This window comes from Demequina aestuarii (assembly GCF_000975095.1).
Taxonomy (GTDB): Bacteria; Actinomycetota; Actinomycetes; order Actinomycetales; family Demequinaceae; genus Demequina; species Demequina aestuarii.
Genome location: NZ_BBRD01000001.1, coordinates 735,993 through 757,908, shown reverse-complemented (window position 1 = coordinate 757,908; position 21,916 = coordinate 735,993). Strand labels below are relative to the sequence as shown.

The 21,916-nt window shown below is 67.7% G+C and carries 20 protein-coding genes; 9 read left to right on the top strand and 11 right to left on the bottom strand.

What is annotated here, in order from left to right; all coding sequences use genetic code 11:
• Positions 1-71: 71 nt before the first annotated feature.
• The 7 genes from AOP72_RS03580 to AOP72_RS03550 all read right to left on the bottom strand — a co-directional run bounded on the left by AOP72_RS03580 (position 72) and on the right by AOP72_RS03550 (position 7,705).
• Positions 72-1,286, bottom strand: coding sequence for an STAS-like domain-containing protein (locus AOP72_RS03580; protein ID WP_152650237.1), 1,215 nt, complete (start codon positions 1,284-1,286; stop codon positions 72-74).
• A 9-nt stretch (positions 1,287-1,295) separates the two neighbouring features.
• A complete protein-coding gene (locus AOP72_RS03575) occupies positions 1,296-2,429 on the bottom strand; it encodes a branched-chain amino acid aminotransferase (RefSeq protein WP_062136795.1) in 1,134 nt (377 codons plus the stop codon).
• Positions 2,430-2,525: 96 nt separating this feature from the next.
• On the bottom strand, positions 2,526-3,584 hold the full coding sequence (locus AOP72_RS03570; protein ID WP_062132486.1) for a 3-isopropylmalate dehydrogenase: 1,059 nt from the start codon (positions 3,582-3,584) through the stop codon (positions 2,526-2,528).
• On the bottom strand, positions 3,581-4,609 hold the full coding sequence (gene ilvC / locus AOP72_RS03565) for a ketol-acid reductoisomerase (RefSeq protein WP_062132483.1): 1,029 nt from the start codon (positions 4,607-4,609) through the stop codon (positions 3,581-3,583). Before ilvC ends, AOP72_RS03570 begins: the two co-directional genes overlap by 4 nt.
• A gap of 92 nt (positions 4,610-4,701) precedes the next feature.
• The gene (ilvN, locus tag AOP72_RS03560; RefSeq protein ID WP_062132480.1) at positions 4,702-5,220 is read right to left on the bottom strand and encodes an acetolactate synthase small subunit; all 519 of its coding nucleotides are present in this window, start codon (positions 5,218-5,220) and stop codon (positions 4,702-4,704) included.
• 4 nt (positions 5,221-5,224) lie between these two features.
• Positions 5,225-7,078 carry an acetolactate synthase large subunit gene (locus tag AOP72_RS03555; RefSeq protein ID WP_062136792.1) on the bottom strand — a complete coding sequence of 618 codons (1,854 nt, stop codon included), beginning with the start codon at positions 7,076-7,078 and terminating at the stop codon, positions 5,225-5,227.
• Positions 7,079-7,414: 336 nt separating this feature from the next.
• Positions 7,415-7,705 (bottom strand): DUF1905 domain-containing protein, encoded by a 291-nt coding sequence (locus AOP72_RS03550; protein ID WP_062132478.1) that lies wholly within the window; start codon positions 7,703-7,705, stop codon positions 7,415-7,417.
• 142 nt (positions 7,706-7,847) lie between these two features.
• On the opposite strand from AOP72_RS03550, the gene AOP72_RS03545 reads away from it, so the two are divergent.
• Both AOP72_RS03545 and AOP72_RS03540 read left to right on the top strand, forming a co-directional pair.
• The gene (locus AOP72_RS03545; RefSeq protein ID WP_062132475.1) at positions 7,848-8,489 is read left to right on the top strand and encodes a TetR/AcrR family transcriptional regulator; all 642 of its coding nucleotides are present in this window, start codon (positions 7,848-7,850) and stop codon (positions 8,487-8,489) included.
• Between the two features lie 3 nt (positions 8,490-8,492).
• Positions 8,493-9,461: a DUF5692 family protein gene (locus tag AOP72_RS03540; protein ID WP_062132472.1), complete on the top strand. Its 969-nt coding sequence runs from the start codon at positions 8,493-8,495 to the stop codon at positions 9,459-9,461.
• Between the two features lie 42 nt (positions 9,462-9,503).
• Here the strand turns inward: AOP72_RS03540 and AOP72_RS03535 are convergent, their stop codons facing one another.
• Both AOP72_RS03535 and ilvD read right to left on the bottom strand, forming a co-directional pair.
• Positions 9,504-11,099: a TolB-like translocation protein gene (locus tag AOP72_RS03535; protein WP_062132469.1), complete on the bottom strand. Its 1,596-nt coding sequence runs from the start codon at positions 11,097-11,099 to the stop codon at positions 9,504-9,506.
• A gap of 143 nt (positions 11,100-11,242) precedes the next feature.
• The gene (ilvD, locus tag AOP72_RS03530) at positions 11,243-12,940 is read right to left on the bottom strand and encodes a dihydroxy-acid dehydratase (RefSeq protein ID WP_062132466.1); all 1,698 of its coding nucleotides are present in this window, start codon (positions 12,938-12,940) and stop codon (positions 11,243-11,245) included.
• Positions 12,941-13,034: 94 nt separating this feature from the next.
• Between ilvD and AOP72_RS03525 the strand changes: the two genes are divergently transcribed.
• The 4 genes from AOP72_RS03525 (at position 13,035) to AOP72_RS03510 (ending at position 16,430) form a co-directional block, all read left to right on the top strand.
• Positions 13,035-13,817 carry a MerR family transcriptional regulator gene (locus AOP72_RS03525; RefSeq protein ID WP_062132463.1) on the top strand — a complete coding sequence of 261 codons (783 nt, stop codon included), beginning with the start codon at positions 13,035-13,037 and terminating at the stop codon, positions 13,815-13,817.
• A gap of 193 nt (positions 13,818-14,010) precedes the next feature.
• Positions 14,011-14,577 carry an NADPH-dependent FMN reductase gene (locus AOP72_RS03520; RefSeq protein ID WP_062132460.1) on the top strand — a complete coding sequence of 189 codons (567 nt, stop codon included), beginning with the start codon at positions 14,011-14,013 and terminating at the stop codon, positions 14,575-14,577.
• A gap of 136 nt (positions 14,578-14,713) precedes the next feature.
• Positions 14,714-16,048, top strand: a complete 1,335-nt coding sequence (locus tag AOP72_RS03515; RefSeq protein ID WP_062132457.1) for a cryptochrome/photolyase family protein — start codon at positions 14,714-14,716, stop codon at positions 16,046-16,048.
• Between the two features lie 10 nt (positions 16,049-16,058).
• The gene (locus AOP72_RS03510; RefSeq protein ID WP_084631223.1) at positions 16,059-16,430 is read left to right on the top strand and encodes a DUF1801 domain-containing protein; all 372 of its coding nucleotides are present in this window, start codon (positions 16,059-16,061) and stop codon (positions 16,428-16,430) included.
• Positions 16,431-16,434: 4 nt separating this feature from the next.
• Here AOP72_RS03510 and AOP72_RS03505 read toward each other — a convergent pair whose 3' ends face one another.
• Both AOP72_RS03505 and AOP72_RS03500 read right to left on the bottom strand, forming a co-directional pair.
• Positions 16,435-17,385, bottom strand: a complete 951-nt coding sequence (locus AOP72_RS03505) for a 2-hydroxyacid dehydrogenase (RefSeq protein WP_062132452.1) — start codon at positions 17,383-17,385, stop codon at positions 16,435-16,437.
• A 29-nt stretch (positions 17,386-17,414) separates the two neighbouring features.
• Positions 17,415-18,434: a LacI family DNA-binding transcriptional regulator gene (locus AOP72_RS03500; RefSeq protein WP_062132449.1), complete on the bottom strand. Its 1,020-nt coding sequence runs from the start codon at positions 18,432-18,434 to the stop codon at positions 17,415-17,417.
• A gap of 134 nt (positions 18,435-18,568) precedes the next feature.
• On the opposite strand from AOP72_RS03500, the gene AOP72_RS03495 reads away from it, so the two are divergent.
• The 3 genes from AOP72_RS03495 to AOP72_RS03485 are packed head-to-tail and all read left to right on the top strand — an operon-like array spanning position 18,569 to position 21,912.
• On the top strand, positions 18,569-19,927 hold the full coding sequence (locus AOP72_RS03495; RefSeq protein WP_062132446.1) for an ABC transporter substrate-binding protein: 1,359 nt from the start codon (positions 18,569-18,571) through the stop codon (positions 19,925-19,927).
• A 46-nt stretch (positions 19,928-19,973) separates the two neighbouring features.
• A complete protein-coding gene (locus AOP72_RS03490; RefSeq protein ID WP_084631221.1) occupies positions 19,974-21,026 on the top strand; it encodes a carbohydrate ABC transporter permease in 1,053 nt (350 codons plus the stop codon).
• 1 nt (position 21,027) lies between these two features.
• On the top strand, positions 21,028-21,912 hold the full coding sequence (locus AOP72_RS03485; protein WP_062132441.1) for a carbohydrate ABC transporter permease: 885 nt from the start codon (positions 21,028-21,030) through the stop codon (positions 21,910-21,912).
• Positions 21,913-21,916 lie beyond the last annotated feature (4 nt).

Sequence of the window (21,916 nt, the reverse complement as noted above, 5' to 3'; positions counted from 1 at the left end):
GCGACCGTACTGGATGTCCGTGAGGCGCTGGCGAATGCCCATGGTCACCTCGCGGGGCACCTCCCTCGGAACTAAGGAACCTCTCGCGCGGGATGGTCCTCGTCACCCTCCTGTACCCGCTGCACGATAGACCGATCAACAATCCCTTGGACGGTTGATGACATGTTCCGCATTCGGACCCGATTTGCGAAGAAATCCATGCCGCGTGCAAGGACAAGTTTACCCAATACCTCGTCGGCGAAACTAGAGGAGATTACAGCGATCCCCCCAAAGTCGAGAACAACCGGTGCTGTTGAGTCTGAGATCGCGTTCTCGAGCCTGATACGAATATTCCTCGCGGCAGTGCGAGAACCAATCTCATCCTCAAAGTCGCTAACCCTCAGGCGTATCTGGCCGTACTCATCCTCAACATCTTCGAGCCTCGACGGAGTAGCGCGGGGCGTGTCGAGGGCGTCGTTCAGAGTTACGGCGCGACCCATGTGCAGCTGCCAGTCGACCAATGTTCCCTGGTGGTTCTCTTGATCCATCAGTGGGGTTGACAAACTCACACCGCCCTGAAGTTGCCAGTCCGCAAACTGCAGCGCACCGCGTCCCGATCGGATCTCGAGTTCGCCGCCGTTGAGGCCCACGACACGAATTAGTCCGTAGAGTCCGTTGCCCATATTCTTGGTCTTGCTCGTCACTCGCTCCTGGACGGCAAGCTTGAGAGCTTCATACGCATCCTTGGCTGGATGGACACCCGATTCAATGAACGACTTATGGATTCCGATACCAGAGTCCCCCACAGCGATCGCACACTGCTGACTTTTCGGATGGATCTGCATCATCACATAACCTGACGCCGCGTTTGAGTGCTGAAACACATTATCCATCACCTCAAAGAGGCACCAGGTGAGCGCGTCAATCACACCTCGACCGCAGTGGACGTTGTCCTCAATCGCACGCGTAAAGGCAGTCGTTAGTCGACTCGCTTGTTCGGGCGTCGTGTACTCCCACAATCGGTTCGTCGCCCGGGTTCCGGCCTCATAGCTGGATGCAGGGGACGGGTTGAGCACGTGGGCGTCGAGCACGGACTTCGATGGCGTCCCTAGTTCAATATTGAACAAACCGCGACGAAAGAACTGCAGAGCCGTGGCGAACCCGACTGCGCCGTTTGGAAAAACCGCGCGGGTCCGAGAGAGGTCCAGCACCAAAGTCCCGCGTGTGCCGTACCTCTTGGCGTTGTAAATGAGGTCGACTGTGGCTCTCGATCCGGCAAGGTCGGACACTGGCAATATCTTGCGCACAGCGCAATCCTAAGCGACGCGGCGCATCCAGCCGTAGGTGTCCTCGTCGCGACCGTACTGGATGTCCGTGAGGCGCTGGCGAATGCCCAGGGTGACCTGGCCGGCCTCTCCCCCGTTGATCTGCACGTCGAACGTGGGCGACGCGAGCCGGCCCACGGGCGTGACGACCGCGGCCGTCCCGCACGCGAAGATCTCGGCGATGTCGCCGTCCTCGACGCCTGCGCGCACCTCGGCCAGCGTGATGTCCTTCTCGATCACCTTGCGGCCGTCGTCCTCCAGCTGCTGGATCACGCTGGAGCGCGTGATCCCCTCGAGGATGGTGCCCGTCAGGCGCGGAGTCTCGATGGTGCCGTCGCGGCGCACGACGAACACGTTCATGCCGCCCAGCTCCTCGAGGTAGCTGTCGTTCTTCGCGTCGAGGAACAGCACCTGCTGGCAGCCGTGCTCGGCCGCCTGCTGCTGAGGGAGCAGCGACGCGGCGTAGTTGCCGCCGCACTTGGCGTCGCCAGTCCCCCCCGGTCCGGCACGGTGGAAGCCCTGCGCGACCCAGATCGACACCGGCTTGACGCCGCCCGGGAAGTACGGGCCCACGGGAGAGGCGATCAGCAGGTAGTCGATCACGTGGGCGGGGCGCACTCCCAGAAACGCCTCCGAGGCGAACATGAAGGGGCGCAGGTACAGGCTCGACTCCTCGACACCCGGCACCCACGCCACGTCGGCGGAGATGAGCGCCTCGAGCGAGCCCACGAAGTCCTCGACGGGCAGCTGCGGCAGCGCGAGACGATGCGCGGAGCGGTTGAAGCGCTCGGCGTTGGCCTCGGGGCGGAACAGGTGCACGCTGCCGTCGGCCCACTTGAAGGCCTTGAGCCCCTCGAAGATCTCCTGCGCGTAGTGCAGCACGGCGGCAGCCGGGTCGAGCTGCAGAGGACCGTAGGCCTCGACGCGGCGGTCGGTCCAGCCCTCGTCCTTGCGCCACTGCATGCGCGCCATGTGGTCCGTGAACTGGGTGCCGAACTTGAGGTCCGCGAGCGCGGCGTCCCGCTGAACCGCCGGCAGCGGGTTCGCGCTGGGGCGGACGTCGAAGGCCGCGACGTTGGACGGCGCGGCACTCGCCTGAGCAGCCGATGCAGTGGTCTCAGTCATGTCGGTTCCCCTTCGTGATGCGTTCTGGAGGGACATGAGCGCAAGATTCCGGTCGGATCCTGCGCCCATGTCCCTCCAGCGCGCATGAGCATGGTGCTAGCCGCGGATCCGCGCGGCCAGGGCGTCGCCCACCTGCACCGTGGTGCGGGAGGCGCCGTCCTTCGCCGCCGCATCGGCCGCCACCGCGTCCTCCACGCGAGCGGCGAGCTCCGGGTAGCCCAGGAAGTCGAGCATGAGCCCCACCGACAGCACCGTGGCCGACGGATCCGCGATGCCCTGACCCGCAATGTCCGGCGCCGAGCCGTGCACCGGCTCGAACATGGACGGGGAGGTGCGGTCCGGGTTGACGTTGCCTGACGCGGCCAGGCCGATGCCGCCGGAGATCGCCGCAGCCTGGTCCGTGAGGATGTCGCCGAACAGGTTGTCAGTGACGATCACGTCAAAGCGGCCCGGGTCGGTGGTCATCACGATGGTCGCGGCGTCGATGTGCAGGTAGTCCCACGTGACGTCCGGGAACTCGGGCGCGACGGCCTCGACCGTGCGGCGCCAGAGGTGACCTGCGTGCACCAGCACGTTGTGCTTGTGGACCAGCGTGAGCTGCTTGCGGTCGCGCTTGGACGCCACGTCGAACGCGTAGCGCACCACGCGCTCGACGCCGTGGCGGGTGTTGATGGACACCTCGGTCGCGATCTCGTGAGGCGTGTCGACGCGCAGCGCGCCGCCGTTGCCCACGTACGGGCCCTCGGTGCCCTCGCGCACCACCACGAAGTCCACGGCGTCGACGTCGCGCAGTGGCGACACCTCCCCCGGGTAGAGGCGCGAGGGGCGCAGGTTCACGTACTGGTCGAGCGCGAAGCGCAGGGGCAGCAGCACGCCGCGCTCGAGCACGCCGGACGGGACCGACGGGTCGCCGATCGCGCCCAGCAGGATCACGTCATGGCCCTTGATGGCTTCGAGGTCATCCGCGGCCAGCGTGTCGCCCGTGGCGTGCCAGCGCTTGGCGCCCAGGTCGAACTCGGTGGTCTCGAACGTGATGCCCGTCCCCTCGGTCGCCGCGGCGAGGCACTTGAGCCCCTCCGCCACGACCTCGGGGCCGATGCCGTCGCCAGCGACGACGGCGAGGCGGTACGCCTGCGGCTGGGTCTCCACGGTCATCGAGCGGTCTGTCCGTCCACGTAGTCCGAGTCCACGTCGTCCTTCCAGGCGAACAGCTTGCGCAGCTCGCGGCCGGTCTCCTCGATCGGGTGGCCCTCGCCCTTGGCGCGCAGCTCTGCGAACTCCTTGCCGCCGTTGTCCTGGTCACCGATGAACCGCTCGGCGAATGCGCCGGACTGGATGTCTGCGAGCACGGCCTTCATGTTCTCCTTGACCTCGGGGGTGATCACGCGCGGTCCGGAGACGTAGTCGCCGTACTCGGCGGTGTCGGACACGGACCAGCGCTGCTTGGTGATGCCGCCCTCGTGCATGAGGTCCACGATGAGCTTGAGCTCGTGCAGCACCTCGAAGTAGGCGATCTCCGGCTGGTAGCCGGCCTCGGTCAGGACCTCGAAGCCGTACTGCACGAGCTGGCTCGTGCCGCCGCACAGCACCGACTGCTCGCCGAACAGGTCCGTCTCGGTCTCTTCCGTGAAGGTGGTCTTGATGACGCCGGCGCGGGTGCCGCCGATGGCCTTCGCGTACGACAGCGCGAGGTCCCAGGCGCCTCCCGTGGCGTCGGCCTCGACGGCGACGATGTCCGGGATGCCGCGGCCGGCGACGTACTCGCGGCGCACGGTGTGGCCGGGCGCCTTGGGGGCGATCAGCAGCACGTCGATGCCCTCGGGCACCTCGATGTAGCCAAAGCGGATGTTGAAGCCGTGCGCGAAGGCCAGTGCCTTGCCCTCGGTCAGGTACGGCTTGATGTCGTCGTTGTAGATGGTGCGCTGGTGCTGGTCGGGCGCGAGGATCATGATGACGTCCGCCCACTGCGCGGCGTCGGCCACGGACAGCACCGTGAAGCCGTCGTTCTCCGCCTTCTGGGTCGAGCGCGAGCCCTCGCGGAGCGCGACGCGCACCTCGACGCCGGAGTCGCGCAGGTTCTGCGAGTGCGCGTGGCCCTGCGAGCCGTAGCCGACGACGGCCACCTTCTTGCCCTGGATGATCGACAGGTCCGCGTCCTGCTCGTAGAACATTTCAGCCATGGTGGTTCTCTCCTTCAGTGTGAACAGTGGTCAAGCGGGGGAAACTGCGTGCGGCCGATGCTCGGGCCGGCTTGGGGTGGTGACGCTGAGGCTTACGCGCTCACGCGCTCGAAGGCGCGCTCGGTGATCGACTTCGCACCGCGGCCGATGGCGACGGTGCCGGACTGCACGATCTCCCGGATGTCGTGCGGCTGGAGCGCTGCGAGCAGGGCCTCGAGTTTGTCGGGAGACCCCACGGCCTCGATCACCAGCGAGTCGGCCGCGACGTCCACCACGTGGGCGCGGAACAGGTCCACGACCTGCAGCACGTCCGCGCGTTGACGGACGTCGGCGCGCACCTTGATGAGCAGCAGGTCGCGCTGGACCGACTTGTCGCGGTCGAGTTCGACGATCTTGAGCACGTGCACCAGCTTGTTGAGCTGCTTGGTGACCTGCTCGAGCGGCAGCGCGTCCACGTCGACCACGACGGTGATGCGCGAAATGCCGGGGTGCTCGGTCTGGCCCACGGCCAGCGAGTGGATGTTGAAGGCGCGGCGGGAGAACAGTCCGGAGACGCGTGCGAGCACGCCCGGCTTGTTCTCGACGAGCACCGAGAGCGTGTGCTTGGTCATGCTGTCACTCCTCCTCGCCGCGGTCCCACTCGGGGGCGATGCCGCGGGCGTACTGAATCTCGTCATTGCTCGTGCCTGCCGCCACCATGGGCCACACCATCGCGTCACGCGAGACGGTGAAGTCCACGACCACGGGCTGGTCGTCGATCTCCATGGCGCGCTTGATGGTGGCGTCCACGTCCGCATCGGTCTCGCAGCGCAGTCCCACGCAGCCCATCGCCTCCGAGAGCTTCACGAAGTCCGGGATGCGGCGGGTGCCGTGACCGGTGTGCAGGTCCGTGTTCGAGTAGCGCTGGTTGTAGAACAGCGTCTGCCACTGGCGCACCATGCCCAGCGACGAGTTGTTGATGATCGCGACCTTGATCGGGATGTTGTTGAGCGCGCAGGTGACCAGCTCTTGGTTGGTCATCTGGAAGCAGCCGTCGCCGTCGATGGACCAGACGGTGCGGTCGGGCTCACCCACCTTGGCTCCCATGGCCGCGGGCACCGAGAAGCCCATGGTGCCCAGGCCGCCGGAGTTGATCCACGTGTTGGGTCGCTCGTACTTGATGAACTGGCTGGCCCACATCTGGTGCTGTCCCACGCCCGAGGTGAAGATGGTGTCCGGCCCCGAGATCTCTCCCAGGCGCTGGATCACGTACTGCGGAGAGCCGTGGCCGTCGTCGGTGGGCGTGTAGCCCAGCGAATAGGTGGTGCGCCAGTCGTCGAGCTGCGCCCACCACGCCTCGAGGTCGGGCTTGCCGTGGCGCGCGTGCTCAGCCTCGAGCGCGGGCACCAGAGCGGCGAAGACCTCCTTGAGGTCGCCCACGATCGGCACGTCCACCGCGCGGTTCTTGCCGATCTCCGCCGGGTCGATGTCCGCGTGCACGATGGTCGCATGCGGGGCGAAGCTCTCGAGCTTGCCGGTGACGCGGTCGTCGAAGCGGGCGCCGAGCGCGACCACCAGGTCCGCCTTCTGCAGCGCGGCGACCGCGGCCACCGTGCCGTGCATGCCGGGCATGCCCAGGTTCTGCGGGTGCGAGTCGGGCAGTGCGCCGCGGGCCATCAGCGTGGTCACGGCGGCCGCACCCGACAGATCGGTGAGGCGGCGCAGGCCGGCCGATGCGCCGGAGCGGATCACGCCGCCACCCACGTAGAGCACGGGACGACGAGCGGTCGCGAGCAGGCGGGCGGCCTCCTGGACCGTCTTCGCGTGCGGGCGCGCACCGGCGTTGAAGCCGGGCAGCTCGATGCGCTCGGGCCAGTGGAACGTGGTCTGGGACTGCATCGCGGACTTGGCGACGTCCACCAGCACCGGGCCGGGGCGGCCGTGGGTGGCGATGTAGAACGCCTCGGCCACGGCGCGCGGGATGTCGTCGGGGTCCGTCACCAGCACGTTGTGCTTGGTGATGGGCTGCGTGATGCCCACGATGTCCGCCTCTTGGAAGGCGTCCGTGCCGATCGATGCCGCCGCGACCTGACCGGTGATGGCGACCAGAGGGATCGAGTCCATGTTCGCATCGGCGATGGGCGTGACGAGGTTGGTCGCGCCGGGGCCAGAGGTGGCGATGCACACACCCGGGCGGCCGGTCGCGTGGGCATAGCCCTGCGCGGCGTGGCCGGCTCCCTGCTCGTGGCGCACCAGGATGTGGCGCAGCTGGGTGGAGTCCATCAGCGGGTCGTACGCCGGCAGGATCGCGCCGCCGGGGAGACCGAAGATATCGGTGGCCCCCGCGCTCTCGAGCGAACGGATGAGCGACTGCGCTCCCGACATCCGCTCGCCTTCGCTCACTGATGCGGTCGCCGTCGAGGGCGGCCGAGCGGACCCGGGCGCGGGGCTCATCAGCGCCGAAGGCTTAGGTGCCTTGACCTGTGCCATCTTCTCTCCCATTGAGTCGAAATGATGAGGCGGCTCTCGCGTCCGCCTCGCATGAAAAAACCCCTCGGCCTTGGGTGGCTGTCGGGGGATGCGCGCGGACGATGCCTGGGCTTGGACTAGAGGTCCGCGCGCCCGGTAACTACGAGAATCGTCTGCATGGGATCGACTGTACGCCCAGGACGGCACTCATGTCGCCATTTGGGCCAACAATCTCACATTCTGGTTCACCGTCTCGCATACTGGACACCCCCGACCCTCTCCCGCCTTGGCGTCACGGTGGGCGCTGAGTGTCGGTTCTGGAAGCTCCATGCATCCTGAGGGGCGGTGAGTGTCGCCCTACGTCAGCCTGCGAGTGAGCGACACGGTGACCTCGTCGCCGATGTCCTTGCCGAGCTGCTTGCGAACCTTTGCACTGAGCGACACCATATGGCCGCCTCGACCTGTCGGCATGAACCCCACGTTCTCGAGCGCCACGCCGTCCACCTCGGCGTCGACCTTCACCGACTTGCCAGTGCCGAAGAACTCGGCGGAGTCGGGCATCTCGACGCACGCCCACGTCTCGCTCTTCACCTCGACGCCGATGGGCGCCGTGAAGGTGTGATCCAGGGGTCCGATCTCGTGAGCCATGAGGCCATCCTGCCAAACCGCCAGCCGCGCCGCAGGTCCGTTGACTGCGCCGCCCGCACGCGCCGAGCAACGACGCGCAGCGCAGCGGGCCCGTGCCAAAGGTCCTATTGACGGTCCGTCAATGCGCACTAGCGTCCCTGCTATGGCCCGCACCGTGAAAGATCCCACGATCAGGCGCGAGGAGATCCTTGCCGCCGCGAGAGTGCTCTACGCCCGCCAAGGGGTGCGCGCGACGACCGTGCAGGACCTCGCCACGTACGTGGGCGTCACGCGGGGGCTCATCTATCACTACGTCGGGGACATGGACAGCCTGGTGACGCAGGTGCTCGACAGCTACATCGATCAGTTCACCGCCGACGTCCGCGAGTGGGACGCGAACCGCACGCCGGGCGACATCGACGCGGCCGTCATGGAGTGCATCGGCCTGTTCCGGCGGTATGTCCCCACCAGAGGCGACCACCGGCCCCCTCCCGCCCCTCCACTGCCCCGCATCGACGACGCTTCGCTGTCCTTGCACTTCTTGGACCGGGCAGTGGATGCACTGGTGGACGTGCTCGAGGAGACCACTATCCCCGCCTACGCGGCACGGCACCCCATCGAGATCACTCACGTGCGCGAGACCTTCATCGCCCTCATTCACGGCCTCATCGCGCTCGTGCGATCGCAACCGACAGTCGAGGACGACGTGCTCGCCTGCCTCGTGCGCCAGACGCTGCGCCTGGCCCCCAGCGCCCCGGACCCGCATCCCGCGGACCAACCCACCACTGCACTCGAAGGAGAGTAAGAAATGTTCCTGTTCGGCGACATCAGTTGGCAGGCGGGCCTCATGTGGTTCGTCGTGCTCGGCGCACTGATCGGACTCAACGAGATCTCCCGCCGCGGAAAGTGGGCGGGACTGTTTCTGTTCGTTGCTGTGCCGCTCGCCCTCACGGTCGTCGTGTGGCCGCACACCGCTGGCGCGGACTCCTCGACCGGCACGTGGTTCCACTGGGTCAAGGTCTACTCGGCGCTGGCGGGCTGTCTGGGCTTCATGGCGATTCGATACATCCCGCGTTTCGCGACCAACAAGTGGGCACTGATCTTCCCGCCTGCCATCTTGGGGCTCAACATCCTCGAGGCCTGCATCCGCGACTTCCAGGTGGGAGCCATGCAGGCGGACGGCATCGTCGACGGCGTCTACATGATCTCCGGCTCGTGGAACTACATGAACGGCATCGCGGGCCTCATCAACCTGGTGGCGATCACCGGCTGGATGGGCATCTACATCTCGAAGGACAAGTCCAAGGACATGATGTGGCCCGACATGATCTGGCCATGGATCATCGCGTACGACCTCTGGAACTTCGCCTACGTCTACAACTGCGTGGGCGACCATGCGTTCTATGCCGGTGCCGCTCTGCTGATCAGCTGCACCATCCCGGCGTTCTTCATCCGCAAGGGAGCCTGGCTGCAGCACCGAGCCCACACGCTCGCACTGTGGATGATGTTCACCATGGCGGTGCCAGCGTTCGTGGGCGACTCTCAGTTCTCGGTCGAGGCCTCGCACGACCCGGCCGCTCTCTTCACTGTGTCGGCCATCGCGTTGGCGGCCAACCTCGCCCTGGCGGCGCTGCAGATCACGAAGATGGTCAAGCGTCGCAAGAACCCGCTCAAGGAGGAGATCTACGACGACACCGCGGCCTACCGCCGCGTCATCGAGACGATCCCGGGGTCGGCACGCATGGAGGACGCCCGCAGGGAGCCCGCCACTGTCTGACGCTCGTCATCGTCAGAGGGGGCACGGCGGATCACGGCGCGGTCAGTGCGCGGGCGAGAGATAGAGGCCCGGCGTCCAGCTGTCGGGGCCGAACGCATCAGTGAGGATCCAGCGCCCATCGGGCGACCACGCTGGCGTCGTGATCTCCGCCCAGCCCTGCCCGAGGTCGTACACCTGCGCACTGTCGAGGCTCTCATCGAGCACGATGGTGCGCAGGGTGCGATCCGGGCACGCGCTTCCGTAGAGAGACATCCGATCGCTCCCAGGGATCCACTGCGGGGAGCCCCCGGGCCCGCGCTCGACTGTCGTCACCGTCGTGGCGTCCAGCTCGAGGACCAGGACCGTACTGCCGGTATCAGTCATGACGGCGGTGCCGTCGTCGTTCCAGAGCGGCGCCTCGAGGATGTACCGGTCCGCGAACTCGAGGGTCGAGCGGCTGTCGAGATCCGCGACGTACGCGCCGACGAATCGCCGGTTCTCCCCCGACGGTGCGGCGAACGCGAGCTGAGAGCCGTCCGGCGACCACTGCGGGGTGAAGCGCTCCCAATAGGCGGGAAGGAACTCGTCGAACTCGAACTCGCCCAGCGGCGCCCAGGCATCGCCGGTCTCGAGGTCGATCACCCACGTGCCGAACGTCCCGTCGCCGCCGCGATCGGCGAACACCGCGAGCCGTAGGCCGTCGGGAGAGAATGCCGGGAAGGCTCCCTGCTCCACCACCGTGGCGATCGAATCGTCGGCCAGATCGAAGACCTCGACGGTGCTGCCGTGGACGCTGCCCCGAGCATGGGGCTGAGCCTCCGACGTCGACATGGCCACCGCGTCTCCGTCAGGAGCCCAGGCCACCCCATTGACGTGCGCCGCGCCCAGCATCACCCGGCTGTCACGGTCTCCAGGCGCTGCGATGCGTACGCCGTCGACCGCCCCCGCCGTCACCACGTAAGCGAGTCGAGAGCCATCCGGCGACCACACCAGCGGATGCGCACTCGACACGGTGGTGGCATCCGGCATGGTGGTGAGCTGCTGCGTGGCGACGTCCAGCACGAACAGCGTCGCGTCGGACTCCCTCACGAAGGCGACCTGACTCGAGTCAGGTGACCATGCGACCTGACGTGCCGTAAGCAGGGCGTCCCCAACGGTGGGATCGGAGGGGTCGCGCGTGAACTCACTCGCGATGACGAGGGAGGCGCTGTCGTCGCCCGGGTGGACGGGCGTGCGACGGGATTCGTCGCGCATCGCCTGGAAGCTGATCGAGACGTAGCCCTCGGCGTCAGCGCCCTCGTTCGGCACGGCGCATGCCACCACGCCGCGCCCGGCCGTGTCACTCTCAGCACGCTCGAGGGGGCCACCCAGGGTGACGGTGGCCTCACGCTCAGTCGGCGAGGGCGACGGTGAGGGCTTGGCAGACGGGGCGGGAGGAGTCGCAGTCGCCACGGGCGCGGTCGGCGAGAGAGATGGCGTGGGCGTGGCCGCAGGGGTGGTCGCGGCCTCAGGCTCCGGCGTCGGCGCTGGTGCCACTGCGGCGGCGATGCCGGCGCCTGCGGCCACCACGAGCAGTGTCGCCGCCACGATCGCGATCGCCTGCTGCCAACGCGGCATTCGCTTGAGCGTCCCCACGAACGTCGTCCACACCTGTGTCATCGCAGCCCCCTTGACCCGACGTCCACCGTATCGGGGGCATCACCGCACGCAATCACGCCCGCATCACATCCTGGTCACGATGTCGTGACTCGTGGGGGCGCCAGCACACCGCGCGCCGCCCAGGTCCCGCCTGGGAGGTCGGCCTACTCGAGCACCGCGCCCCGCGAGGCCGACTGCACGAGCTTCGCGTACTTGGCGAGCACGCCCTTCGTGTAGACGGGAGGCAGCGGCGCCCAGCCCTCACGGCGGGCCGCCAGCTCCTCCTCGGAGACGTCGAGGTTCAGCAGCCCGTTCTCCACGTCGAGCGTGATCTGGTCGCCGTCACGCACGAACGCGATGGGGCCACCGTCCACGGCCTCGGGCGCCATGTGACCCACACAGAGCCCGGTCGTGCCGCCGGAGAACCGCCCGTCGGTGACCAGCAGCACGTCCTTGCCCAAGCCCGCGCCCTTGATGGCGGCGGTGATCGCGAGCATCTCGCGCATGCCAGGCCCGCCCTTGGGCCCTTCGTAGCGAATCACCACCACGTCCCCGGCGGTGATCGTCCCGTCCGCGAGCGCATCCAGAGCAGCACGCTCACGGTCGAAAACGCGCGCCGTGCCGGTGAACACCGAGTCGTCGAAGCCCGCGGACTTCACGACAGCGCCCTCGGGGGCGAGAGACCCCTTCAGGATCGTGATGCCGCCGGTCTTGTGGATGGGGTTGTTCAGCGCGCGCACCACGCGGCCGTCGATCGTCGAGGGCTTGAGCTCTTCCATGTTCTCGGCGAGCGTCTTGCCGGTCACCGTCATCACGTCGCCGTGCATGAGCCCCGCCTGCAGCAGGGTGTTCATCACCGCGGGCACTCCGCCCACGCGGTCCACGTCGTTCATCACGAACTGGCCGAACGGCTTGAGGTCGCCCAGGTGCGGCACCTTGGCGGCCACGCGCGAGAAGTCGTCGAGCGTGAGGTCCACCTCGGCCTCGTGCGCGATCGCCAGCAGGTGCAGCACCGCGTTGGTGGAGCCGCCGAATGCCATCACCACGGCGATCGCGTTCTCGAACGCCTCCTTGGTCATGATGTCGCGCGCGGTGATCCCCTGGCGCAGCATCTCGACGACGGCCTCGCCCGACTTGCGCGCGTACATGTCGCGGCGGCGGTCGGCGCTGGGCGGCGACGCGGAGCCGGGTACCGACATGCCGAGCGCCTCCCCCACCGACGCCATGGTGTTCGCGGTGAACATGCCGCCGCAGGCGCCCTCTCCGGGGCAGATGGCCTTCTCGATCGCGAGGCGGTCCTCCTCCGACATCAGGCCGCGAGCGCACGCGCCCACCGCCTCGAACGCGTCGATGACGGTGACGTCCTTCTCGGTGCCGTCCGAGAGCTTCACGTGGCCCGGCATGATCGAGCCGGCGTACAGGAACACCGATGCTAGGTCGAGCCGCGCGGCCGCCATCAGCATTCCGGGCAGGGACTTGTCGCAGCCGGCCAGCAGCACGGATCCGTCCAGGCGCTCGGCGCTCATCACGGTCTCCACCGAGTCGGCGATGAGGTCGCGCGACACCAGCGAGAAGTGCATGCCCTCGTGGCCCATCGAGATGCCGTCGGAGACGGAGATGGTGCCGAACTCGAGAGGGTAGCCACCGCCGGCGTGCACACCCTCCTTGGACGCCTGCGCGAGGCGCTGCAGCGACAGGTTGCACGGCGTGATCTCGTTCCACGAGCTCGCGATGCCGATCTGCGGCTTGACCCAGTCGTCATCACCCATGCCGACGGCGCGGAGCATGCCGCGCGACGCGGTGGCCTCCAGACCGTCGGTGACCTGGCGGGAGCGGGGCTTGATATCAGGCGTCGTCGTCATAGTCCGGAGTCTAGGACGGCCCGATGGGGTCGTGTGCAACTCTCGCGAAAACCGGGGTTGACATTGACGCGGCGTCAACTTCTAGAGTCGAGCCATGACCACGAGAGACACCATGTCCGGCGACACGACGGACGCCCTCGACATCGCCCAGCTCGCCCGCCTCACCGGGGTGACCAGCCGGACGCTGCGCCACTACGACAGCATCGGCCTGCTGACCCCCGCCTGGACGGGCGCCGACGGCCGCCGCCACTACTCGCGCCCGGAGCTCCTCCGGCTCCAGCACATCCTCGTGCTGAGGGAGCTGGGCACGGGACTCGACCGGATCCGGCGCATCGTCGATGCACACGATCCCGCCGAGACCATCGCGCAACTGCGCGACCACCACGCCGGCCTCACCGCCGAGCGCGACCGCTACGCGCGTCTCGCGGCCACCGTCGCGAGAACCATCGACTCACTCGAGAAAGGCAAGACCATGACCACCGACCAACTGTTCGACGGGTTCGACCACGCTCAGTACGAGCCCGAGGCCCGCGAGCGCTGGGGCGACGCCACCGTCGACGCCTCGAACGCCCAGTGGGAGAAGCTCGGCGAAGACGGCAAGCGCCGCCACATGCAGACGGACCGCGAGATCGTCGAGGCCCTCGGCGCCGCAGTGCGGGTCCACCTGGCCCCCGACAGCCCCGAGGTCCAGGACGTGATCGCCCGCCACCACGCGTGGGTGAGCGTCATCTGGACCCCGGACGCCGACGCCTACCGCGGCCTCACTCAGATGTACGTGGACGACGAGCGGTTCCGCTCCCACTACGACGAGGTGGCCCCGGGCGCCGCGCAGCTCCTGCGCGACGGCGCCGAGGTCTACGCGGACACGCGCCTCTAGCGCCCCCGCGCCCCTCCGGCCGATGCGATCGTCACTTGGGTGACGACCGCATCGGCCGGTCTGCATCAAGGGGTGCGATGTCGCACAGAACTTCGCTGTGCGGGAATAGTTGAAAGATCATCTATTGTTGGACAGGTGTCGCCATCGCTGCCGACAGCCATGACCACCCGTACTCAACGATCAAGGACATCCCATGACTCGCATCGGTATCATCGTCGGCTCCGTCGCCGAAAGCTCCATCAACAAGAAGGTCGCAACCGTGCTCCCCACGCTCGCGGACGACCAGAGCGTCGAGTTCGTCCACCTGGACCTCACCGCGCTCCCCATCTACAACTACGAGCTCGACGGCAACTGGCCCGACGTGGCCACCGAGTGGAAGCAGTCCATCGAGGACGTCGACGGCATCATCATCGTCACCCCCGAGTACTCGCGCTCGATCCCCGGCGCCCTCAAGAACGCCCTCGACTGGGCCTCGCGCCCCTGGGGTCAGAACTCGTTCACCGGCAAGCCCGTCGCGATCATGGGCGCCTCGATCGGCACCACCGGCACCGCGATGGCGCAGCAGCACCTGCGCAACATCCTCGCGCACTTCTCGGCGCCCACGCTGGGTCAGCCCGAGACGTTCTTCCACTTCAACCCGGCCGCCTTCGGCCAGGACGGCTCGCTTCAGGACGACGCGCAGGCGGCAGTCCTCGGCGGCTTCGTCAACGCGGCCGTGGATCACATCCAGTCGCACGCGCGCATGAACGCGAACGTCTGACTCTCCGCATGGGCGTAGCGCCTACGCAGAACGCAGGACCGTCCTCAGAGTGCTCATGAGCACCACGTAGGACGCACGACGCCTCACCACCACGGCCGCCGGGATTGCCCGGCGGCCGTGGTGCGTTGTGCCGGGCATGACGCAACTGTGGTGGGCCCGGCGCGACCTGCGCCTCGACGACAACCCCGCGCTCATCTCGGCGCAGAAGGACGGCCCAGCCGCGGCGGTCTTCGCGTGGACGCCAGCCCTGCACTTCTGGTCCGGCAGGCGCCGCGCTCACCTGGCCCGGGCCCTGTGGTCGCTGCGTGACGACACCGGCGGCGGCCTTGCAGTGCGCCGGGGAGAGCCGGCCGATGCGGTGCTCGCCGCCGCCCGGCAGGCCGATGCGCCGGTGGTCTGGGCGGCACAGGAGTACACCCCGTCCGGCGTGCGCGAGCAGGAGGCCGTCGCCGCGGCGCTCGGGGCCGACGGCCGCGAGCTGCGCATGATCGGCTCGCCGTACGCCGTGGCGCCCGGACGCGTCACCAAGGGAGACGGGACCCCGTACCGGGTCTTCACGCCGTATCGCGGCGCGTGGCGCGAGCACGGCTGGCGCTCCCCCGCCGCCCCCGCGGACGCCGACGCCTTCGCGCGCCTTCCGGCGGACTCCGCCGATGCCGACCTCGACCAGATCGCCGCGCACGCGGACGCGGAGGATCCGCTGGAGCGCACCCACGAGTTCAGAGAGCGCCGCGTGCGCGAGGACCTCGAGGAGTTCGTCGACGACAGGATCGAGCACTACGGCGAGGAGCGCGATCGCCCCGATCTCGACTCGACGTCGCACCTGTCGACCGCACTGGCCTTCGGACTGGTGCACCCCCGGACCGTGCTCGCGCTCACCGGCGCCGTGGACCACTCGGCCGCCCGCGCCTTCGAATCCGAGATCGCCTGGCGCGAGTTCCATGCCGACACGCTGTGGCACGAGCCGCAGGCGCGGCGCGAGTCGTTGTCGACCGTCGTCCTGGAGGACGACTGGGCGACCGGCGCGGAAGCCGACGCGGCGTTCATCGCCTGGCGAGACGGTCGCACCGGCTTCCCCCTCGTGGACGCCGGGATGCGGCAGCTCGCCTCCACGGGGTGGATGCACAACCGGGTGCGGATGGTGGTCGCGAGCTTCCTCGTGAAGGATCTGCACCTGCCGTGGCAGCGCGGCGCCGACCACTTCAGGCGTGCGCTCGTGGACTACGACCACTCGCAGAATCAGCTCAACTGGCAGTGGGTGGCAGGCACCGGCCGGGACGCCTCACCGTACTTCCGGGTGTTCAACCCGCAGACGCAAGCGGACAAGTTCGACCCGCATCGGCGGTACGTCGAACGCTGGGTGCCCGATCTGGACACCCCTGCCTACCCAGGGCCGATGGTCGACCACAAGGCCGAGCGGGAACGGGCGCTGGAGCTCAACCGACGCGCGAAGGCCCGCGCGCAGCGGTAGCGTCAAGACCATGCGGAGGGATGAGGTCGACCAGTGGATGGGTCACTACGACAATCCGATGAAGGATGTCGTGCAGCGCATCCGACAGATCCTTCTGGCGAGCGACGACCGCGTGAGCGAGTGCCTCAAGTGGTCGACGCCCACGTTCGTCTACAAGGGGAACATCGCGAGCTTCTTCCCCAAGTCCACGCACTACGCGACCCTCATGTTCCATCAGGGTGCGCTGATCCCGGGACACTTCCCCAGCCTGGTGGGCAGCGGCCCTGAGGCTCGCGCCATGAAGATCGTGTCGATCGCCGAGGCCGAGGAGCATCGCGACGAGATCAACGCCCTCATCAAGGCGTGGATCGAATGGAAGGACATGAACCCCTCGGGGTCGTGAGCCCTCAGGCGGGGAACGCGCCCATCATCACGAAGTTGACCGGATCGTCCCCGTGGCGCACTGCCTCGACCTGCTTGCGCACCAGCGTGATGTAGCGCTTGTCGGTGAGCAGTGCGAAGCCGGCGACGTGCGGCACCACGATGCACCCGGGCGCGGAGAACAACGGGTGGCCGTCGGGAAGCGGCTCGGGGTCCGTGACGTCCAGCGCTGCGCGCAGCCGCCCGGCCTGGAGCTCGCTCAGCAGAGCGTCGGTGTCGACGACCTTGCCTCTCCCCACATTGATCACGAGCGCTTCGTCGGGCAGCGCCGCCAGGAAGTCGGCGTCGACAAGCCCCTCGGTCTGCTCGGTGAGCGGGGTGACGAGGAACACGATCTCGGCGTCGGGCAACAGTGCAGGCAGCTCGTCGATGGCGCGCACGTCGGTGCCGTCAGGTGCGGTCCGCGCTGACCGCGCCACACCGGTCACCTGGGCCTCGCACGCACGCAGTCGCGCGCCCAGCGCCGCGCCGATGCTCCCGTATCCGATGACGAGGCATCGACGGTCAGCGAGCGACGGGGCGTGGACGTCCGCCTCCCACGTTCCGCGCGCCTGCGCGTCCCAGAACTGAGGGAGGCGCCGCTGGCTCGCGAGCGCGAGGGCCAGGGCCATCTCTGCGGTCCGCGAATCGTGCACTCCCCTGGCGTTGGCCAGCTTCTTGCCCGCGGGGACGAACGGGGCAGCGTGCTCGTAGCCGGCGGAGGGGATCTGGATCACCCTCGCGTCAGGGCATTCGGCGATGCGGTCGTAGACGGCCGCTCCGCCGGACAGGTGCGGGATGCACACGATGGTGACGCGCTCGCGCTCGCCCTCGGGGACCGGACCCGCACTGGGGTCCCAGACGATGACCCGGGCGTCATCGCCCAGTTCTCCGAGCGCATCGGCGATCTTCTGGTGTGGCACGGCGACGGTGATCATGGCACCAGTCTTCCATCCGCCCGATCAGGTCAGGGGATGGAGGCGGGACGCACGGTGGCCGGCGGCGGCGCAGTGCTGCCGCGCACCACCAGCTCGGTCGACATCCGCACGTGGGTCTCGCGCTCGACGCCATTGATGATGTCCAGCAGCATCTCCATCGCGGCACGGCCCATCGCCTGCATGGGCTGCCGCACCGTGGTGAGCTGCGGCACCGCGAGGGACGCCTCGGGGATGTCGTCGAACCCGACCACCGACACGTCCTCCGGGACGCTCAGCCCGTACTCGTGGGCGACCTCCATGGCGCGGATGGCCGTGACGTCGTTCGCGGCGAAGATCGCGGTGGGGCGGTCGGGGAGCTCGAGCAGGTCCCTGGTGATCTCAGCGGCGCGGTCGGGAGCGTAGCGGGACTCGCGGACGAGCGACGGGTCCACCGGGACGCCTGCCTCCTCCATAGAGTCGCGGTAGCCGGCCTCGCGCAAGTGGGCGGAGTCCAACTCGGAGCGGCCTCCGAGGAAGGCGATGCGGCGGTGCCCCAGCGAGATCAGGTGCTCGGTGGCCTGCTTGGCGCCCGAGTACGAGTCGGCATCGATGGTGGGCATCGAGGAGGGGCCGAAATGGGGGTCGACCGCGACTGCGGGCACGATGGTGCGGGCGTCGAGGACGGTGGGGGTGACAAGCACCGCGCCGGCGATCAGCGTGCCGCCCAGGCGCGACAGCGAGCGGCGCTCCCAGCCGTGCTGGTCGCCGCCCGAGTGCGACAGAAGCTCGTAGCCGCTTCCACGGGCCCCGAGCGCGGCGCCCTTCAGGAGCTCAGCACTGAAGGGTTCGAAGTCTGGCACCAGGATGCCGAGCACGTTGCTCGTGTGGCTGCGCAGCGATGCGGCGATGAGGTTGGACTCGTAGCCCATGTCGTTGATGACGCCCTGCACGAGTTCCACCGTGTCCTTGGCGACGCCGTAGCGGCCGTTCACGACTTTGGACACGGTCGCGACGGAGACGCCCGCCTTCGCGGCGACGTCCGCCATCTTGACGCGAGGGGCGGGTTCCATGGGCTGATGCTACCGCGCCGAAGGACTGCAACCTTGTTGTGACTAAAACGTTATCCATAACGATTGACACCGCATCGAAGCGGGTGCCATAGTTCCCGTGTTCAGCTGGTCAACGAAGATCGAAAGGACAGGACATGGCGAACATGCGACGAGTGGGTGCCTTCGCGGCATTCACCACCTCTGCCGCTCTCCTGCTGGCTGCTTGCAGCAGCGGAGACGGCGACACGACGGATCCCACAGATTCCCCCACCAACGGTGAGGCGGAGCAGAGTGCGGAGCCGGTCACCCTCACCTGGTGGCACAACGCTGTTGCGGGCGACAACGGGGAGAACGCCCTGGGCGACTACTGGCAGACCGTTGCCGACGCCTACACAGCGGAGAACCCGCACGTGACCATCGAGATCGAGCAGGTCCAGAACGAGGATCTGCAGCGCACGCGCATCCCGCTGGCGCTGCAGTCCGGGGACGCTCCCGACCTCTTCCAGGCGTGGGGCGGTGGCGAGTTGGCGAGCCAGGTCGAGTCCGGTTACGTCCAGGATCTGTCGGACACGCTCGCGGACGACATCGAACGCCTCGGCGGCGGTGTCTCACCGTGGCAGCACGAAGGGTCGACCTACGGCCTGCCCTTCACCTTCGGCGTCGAGGGCATCTGGTATCGCGAGTCGCTCTTCGAAGAGGCTGGCATCACCGAAGAGCCGGCCACCATGGACGAGCTCAACGCGGCCGTGCAGGCGCTCAAGGACGCGGACATCACCCCCATCGCGGTGGGTGCCGCAGACGGATGGCCCGCAGCTCACTGGTGGTACAACTTCGCGCTGCGCTCGTGCTCGCAGGAAGTCATGGCGGCCGCAGGCGTCGACCGTGACTTCTCGGACCCGTGCTGGGTCCAGGCTGGCGAGCAGCTCGAGGAGTTCATCGCCACCGAACCCTTCCAGGACCAGTTCATCTCCACCGTCGCCCAGACGGGAGCGACGTCCTCTGCCGGACTCGTCGCCTCGGGTGACGCAGCGATGGAGCTCATGGGTCAGTGGAACGTCTTCGTGTACGAGGGCTTCACCGACGGCACCGACGAGGGGATCGCTGCGCTGCAGGATGACCTCGGCTGGTTCCCGATGCCCGCGACTGACGGCGGCAACGGTGACCCCAGCGCCGCTCTGGGTGGCGGCGACGGCTTCTCCTGCTACGTGGACGCTCCGCCAGAGTGCGCTGACTTCCTGTCGTTCATCGTGAGCGACGAGAACCAGATGGCCTTCACCGAGGCCACGGGCGCCCTGCCCGTCGCACCGGCCGCGGCGGACGCCGTGAGCAACCCGGTGCTGGTCGAGCTGGCCCAGGTGGCCGGAAACGCTGAGTACGTCCAGCTCTGGCTGGACACCTCCTTCGGCACCAACGTCGGCGGCGCGATGAATGACGGAATCGTCAGCATCTTCGCCGGCACCGGTGAGGCTCAGGACGTGGTGGATCTCATGACCGCCGCCGCCCTGACCGAGTAGGACTCATCCACCCGACCCCCTGATCCCAAGAAAGCGAGGCTCCCTGGTGACTGCACTAGAGGCCTCGGGTACGGGAACGGGCCCCGCCACCGATGCCAAGGCATCGGTGGCGGGGTCCACCCCTGTCACCCCCGCCGCATTCAACCCCCGCCGTGATCGCCGCCGCAAGTGGTTCGAGATCGCCATCTTCGTCGGCCCCGCGCTGCTGATCTTCCTGGTCTTCGTGATCTTCCCGATGATCATGGCCGCGCGCTACAGCCTCTACAAGTGGGACTCCCGCCAGCCGTTCGAGCTCGCGGAGTTCATCGGATTCGATAACTACACCCGCGCGCTGATGGGCGGGACGGATCCGGAGACCAAGGAGATCTTCTGGAAGGCGTACGCCGAGCCCTTCTGGAACGCCGTGGGCAACAACGCGCAGATCATTGCGCTGTCCATGCTCATCCAGCTGCCGATCGCGATGATCATCGCGCTGGTGCTGAACCGGAAGTTCCCCGGCCGTTCGAGTGTGCGGCTCATCATCTTCGCGCCCTACGTCCTCAGTGAGGTCGTCGCGGGTCTGATGTGGCTCATGCTGCTCGACCCTCGCGGCCCGGTGACGGAGATGCTGGCGGCGATAGGGATCTCCGATCCCGCAGGAGGCTGGCTCGAAGATCCGCAGGCGGGCTTCTGGACGTTCTTCTTCATCGTGTCCTGGAAGTACATCGGCCTGGCGATCATCCTGTTCCTGGCAGGTCTGTCAGGCGTGCCGCCGGAGCTTCAAGAGGCTGCCTCGATCGACGGCGCGAGCTGGTGGCAGGTGCAGTGGCGCATCAACATCCCGCTCATCGGCCCCACCGTCCGTGTCTGGGCATTCCTCTCGATCATCGGCTCGATCCAGCTGTTCGATATGGCATGGGTGCTCAACAAGGGCGGCTCGACGGGCCAGTACTCCACCATCGCGACGCTCATGGTCGACATCGGCACGCAGCGCAACGACGGTGGCTACGCCTCCGCCCTCGCGATCATCATGTTCATCTTCTCCATGGTCGCCGCGATCACGTACATGACCCTCGTCATGCGTCGTGACAACGGTGCTCGTGCCGGAAAGGGGGCCTGACATGGCCACCGCTGTCAAGGACGACACCACACGCAAGGCCGGCAAGTCGCGCGCCCGCACGCGGCTCGGTGGGGACTCGTCGATCTATGTCACGATCTTCGTGGCCCTCATCGCCGTAGGACTCACGCTCGGCCCCATCCTCTTCTTGGGGCTAGGCGGGTTCCGCACCAATGGCCAGATCGCCTCCGACCCGACCGGCCTCCCGGACCCCTGGGTGTGGGAGAACTACCGGAACATCCTCACCGGTTCCACCTTCTGGGAGTTCACGCTCAACTCGGCGATCATCTCGATCGCCACCACCGCCGGCGTGGTGCTGTTCGGCACCATGGCGGCGTACCCGCTGGCCCGGTACTCGTTCCGTGGTCGCGAGGGCGTGTTCCTGATGTTCACGGCCGGGCTGATGTTCCCCCTCACCGTCGCGATCTTCCCGCTGTTCCTGCTGCTGCAGGACCTGGGGCTGGGCGGCATGTGGGGCCTGATCATTCCGCAGATCGCCTTCGCGCTGCCGGTGACGGTCATCATCATGCGCCCGTTCCTCGCGGCGCTTCCGGACGAGCTCGAAGAGGCCTCGTTCATGGACGGCCTCACGCGCGTGGGCTTCTTCTTCCGCATGGTCATCCCGCTGGCGCGGCCCGGCATGGTGACCGTGGGCGTGCTCGCCTTCCTGGGCTCGTGGAACGCCTACCTGCTGCCCCTCGTCATGCTCACCGGCCGCGACGCGCCGACGACGCTGCCGCTGGGCGTGACCCAGTTCCAGGGCCAGAACGCCGCGAACTTCGCGGGCATCATGGCGTACACGTTCCTGGCGATGATCCCGGCGCTGGTGTTCTTCCTCATGATGGAGAAGCGCATCGTCGACGGCCTCTCGGGCGCGGTGAAGGGGTAGTGAC

Bases quoted from the DNA above. Each gene is read 5' to 3' on its own strand.
- AOP72_RS03540 (WP_062132472.1), top strand. From the start codon at position 8,493: ATGTTCCTGTTCGGCGACATCAGTTGGCAGGCGGGCCTCATGTGGTTC.
- AOP72_RS03520 (WP_062132460.1), top strand. From the start codon at position 14,011: ATGACTCGCATCGGTATCATCGTCGGCTCCGTCGCCGAAAGCTCCATC.
- ilvN (WP_062132480.1), bottom strand. From the start codon at position 5,220: ATGACCAAGCACACGCTCTCGGTGCTCGTCGAGAACAAGCCGGGCGTG.
- ilvC (WP_062132483.1), bottom strand. From the start codon at position 4,609: ATGGCTGAAATGTTCTACGAGCAGGACGCGGACCTGTCGATCATCCAG.
- AOP72_RS03575 (WP_062136795.1), bottom strand. From the start codon at position 2,429: ATGACTGAGACCACTGCATCGGCTGCTCAGGCGAGTGCCGCGCCGTCC.
- AOP72_RS03525 (WP_062132463.1), top strand. From the start codon at position 13,035: ATGACCACGAGAGACACCATGTCCGGCGACACGACGGACGCCCTCGAC.
- AOP72_RS03485 (WP_062132441.1), top strand. From the start codon at position 21,028: ATGGCCACCGCTGTCAAGGACGACACCACACGCAAGGCCGGCAAGTCG.
- AOP72_RS03510 (WP_084631223.1), top strand. From the start codon at position 16,059: ATGCGGAGGGATGAGGTCGACCAGTGGATGGGTCACTACGACAATCCG.
- AOP72_RS03505 (WP_062132452.1), bottom strand. From the start codon at position 17,385: ATGATCACCGTCGCCGTGCCACACCAGAAGATCGCCGATGCGCTCGGA.
- AOP72_RS03500 (WP_062132449.1), bottom strand. From the start codon at position 18,434: ATGGAACCCGCCCCTCGCGTCAAGATGGCGGACGTCGCCGCGAAGGCG.
- AOP72_RS03495 (WP_062132446.1), top strand. From the start codon at position 18,569: ATGGCGAACATGCGACGAGTGGGTGCCTTCGCGGCATTCACCACCTCT.
- AOP72_RS03545 (WP_062132475.1), top strand. From the start codon at position 7,848: ATGGCCCGCACCGTGAAAGATCCCACGATCAGGCGCGAGGAGATCCTT.
- AOP72_RS03550 (WP_062132478.1), bottom strand. From the start codon at position 7,705: ATGGCTCACGAGATCGGACCCCTGGATCACACCTTCACGGCGCCCATC.
- AOP72_RS03555 (WP_062136792.1), bottom strand. From the start codon at position 7,078: ATGGCACAGGTCAAGGCACCTAAGCCTTCGGCGCTGATGAGCCCCGCG.
- AOP72_RS03570 (WP_062132486.1), bottom strand. From the start codon at position 3,584: ATGACCGTGGAGACCCAGCCGCAGGCGTACCGCCTCGCCGTCGTCGCT.
- ilvD (WP_062132466.1), bottom strand. From the start codon at position 12,940: ATGACGACGACGCCTGATATCAAGCCCCGCTCCCGCCAGGTCACCGAC.
- AOP72_RS03515 (WP_062132457.1), top strand. From the start codon at position 14,714: ATGACGCAACTGTGGTGGGCCCGGCGCGACCTGCGCCTCGACGACAAC.
- AOP72_RS03535 (WP_062132469.1), bottom strand. From the start codon at position 11,099: ATGACACAGGTGTGGACGACGTTCGTGGGGACGCTCAAGCGAATGCCG.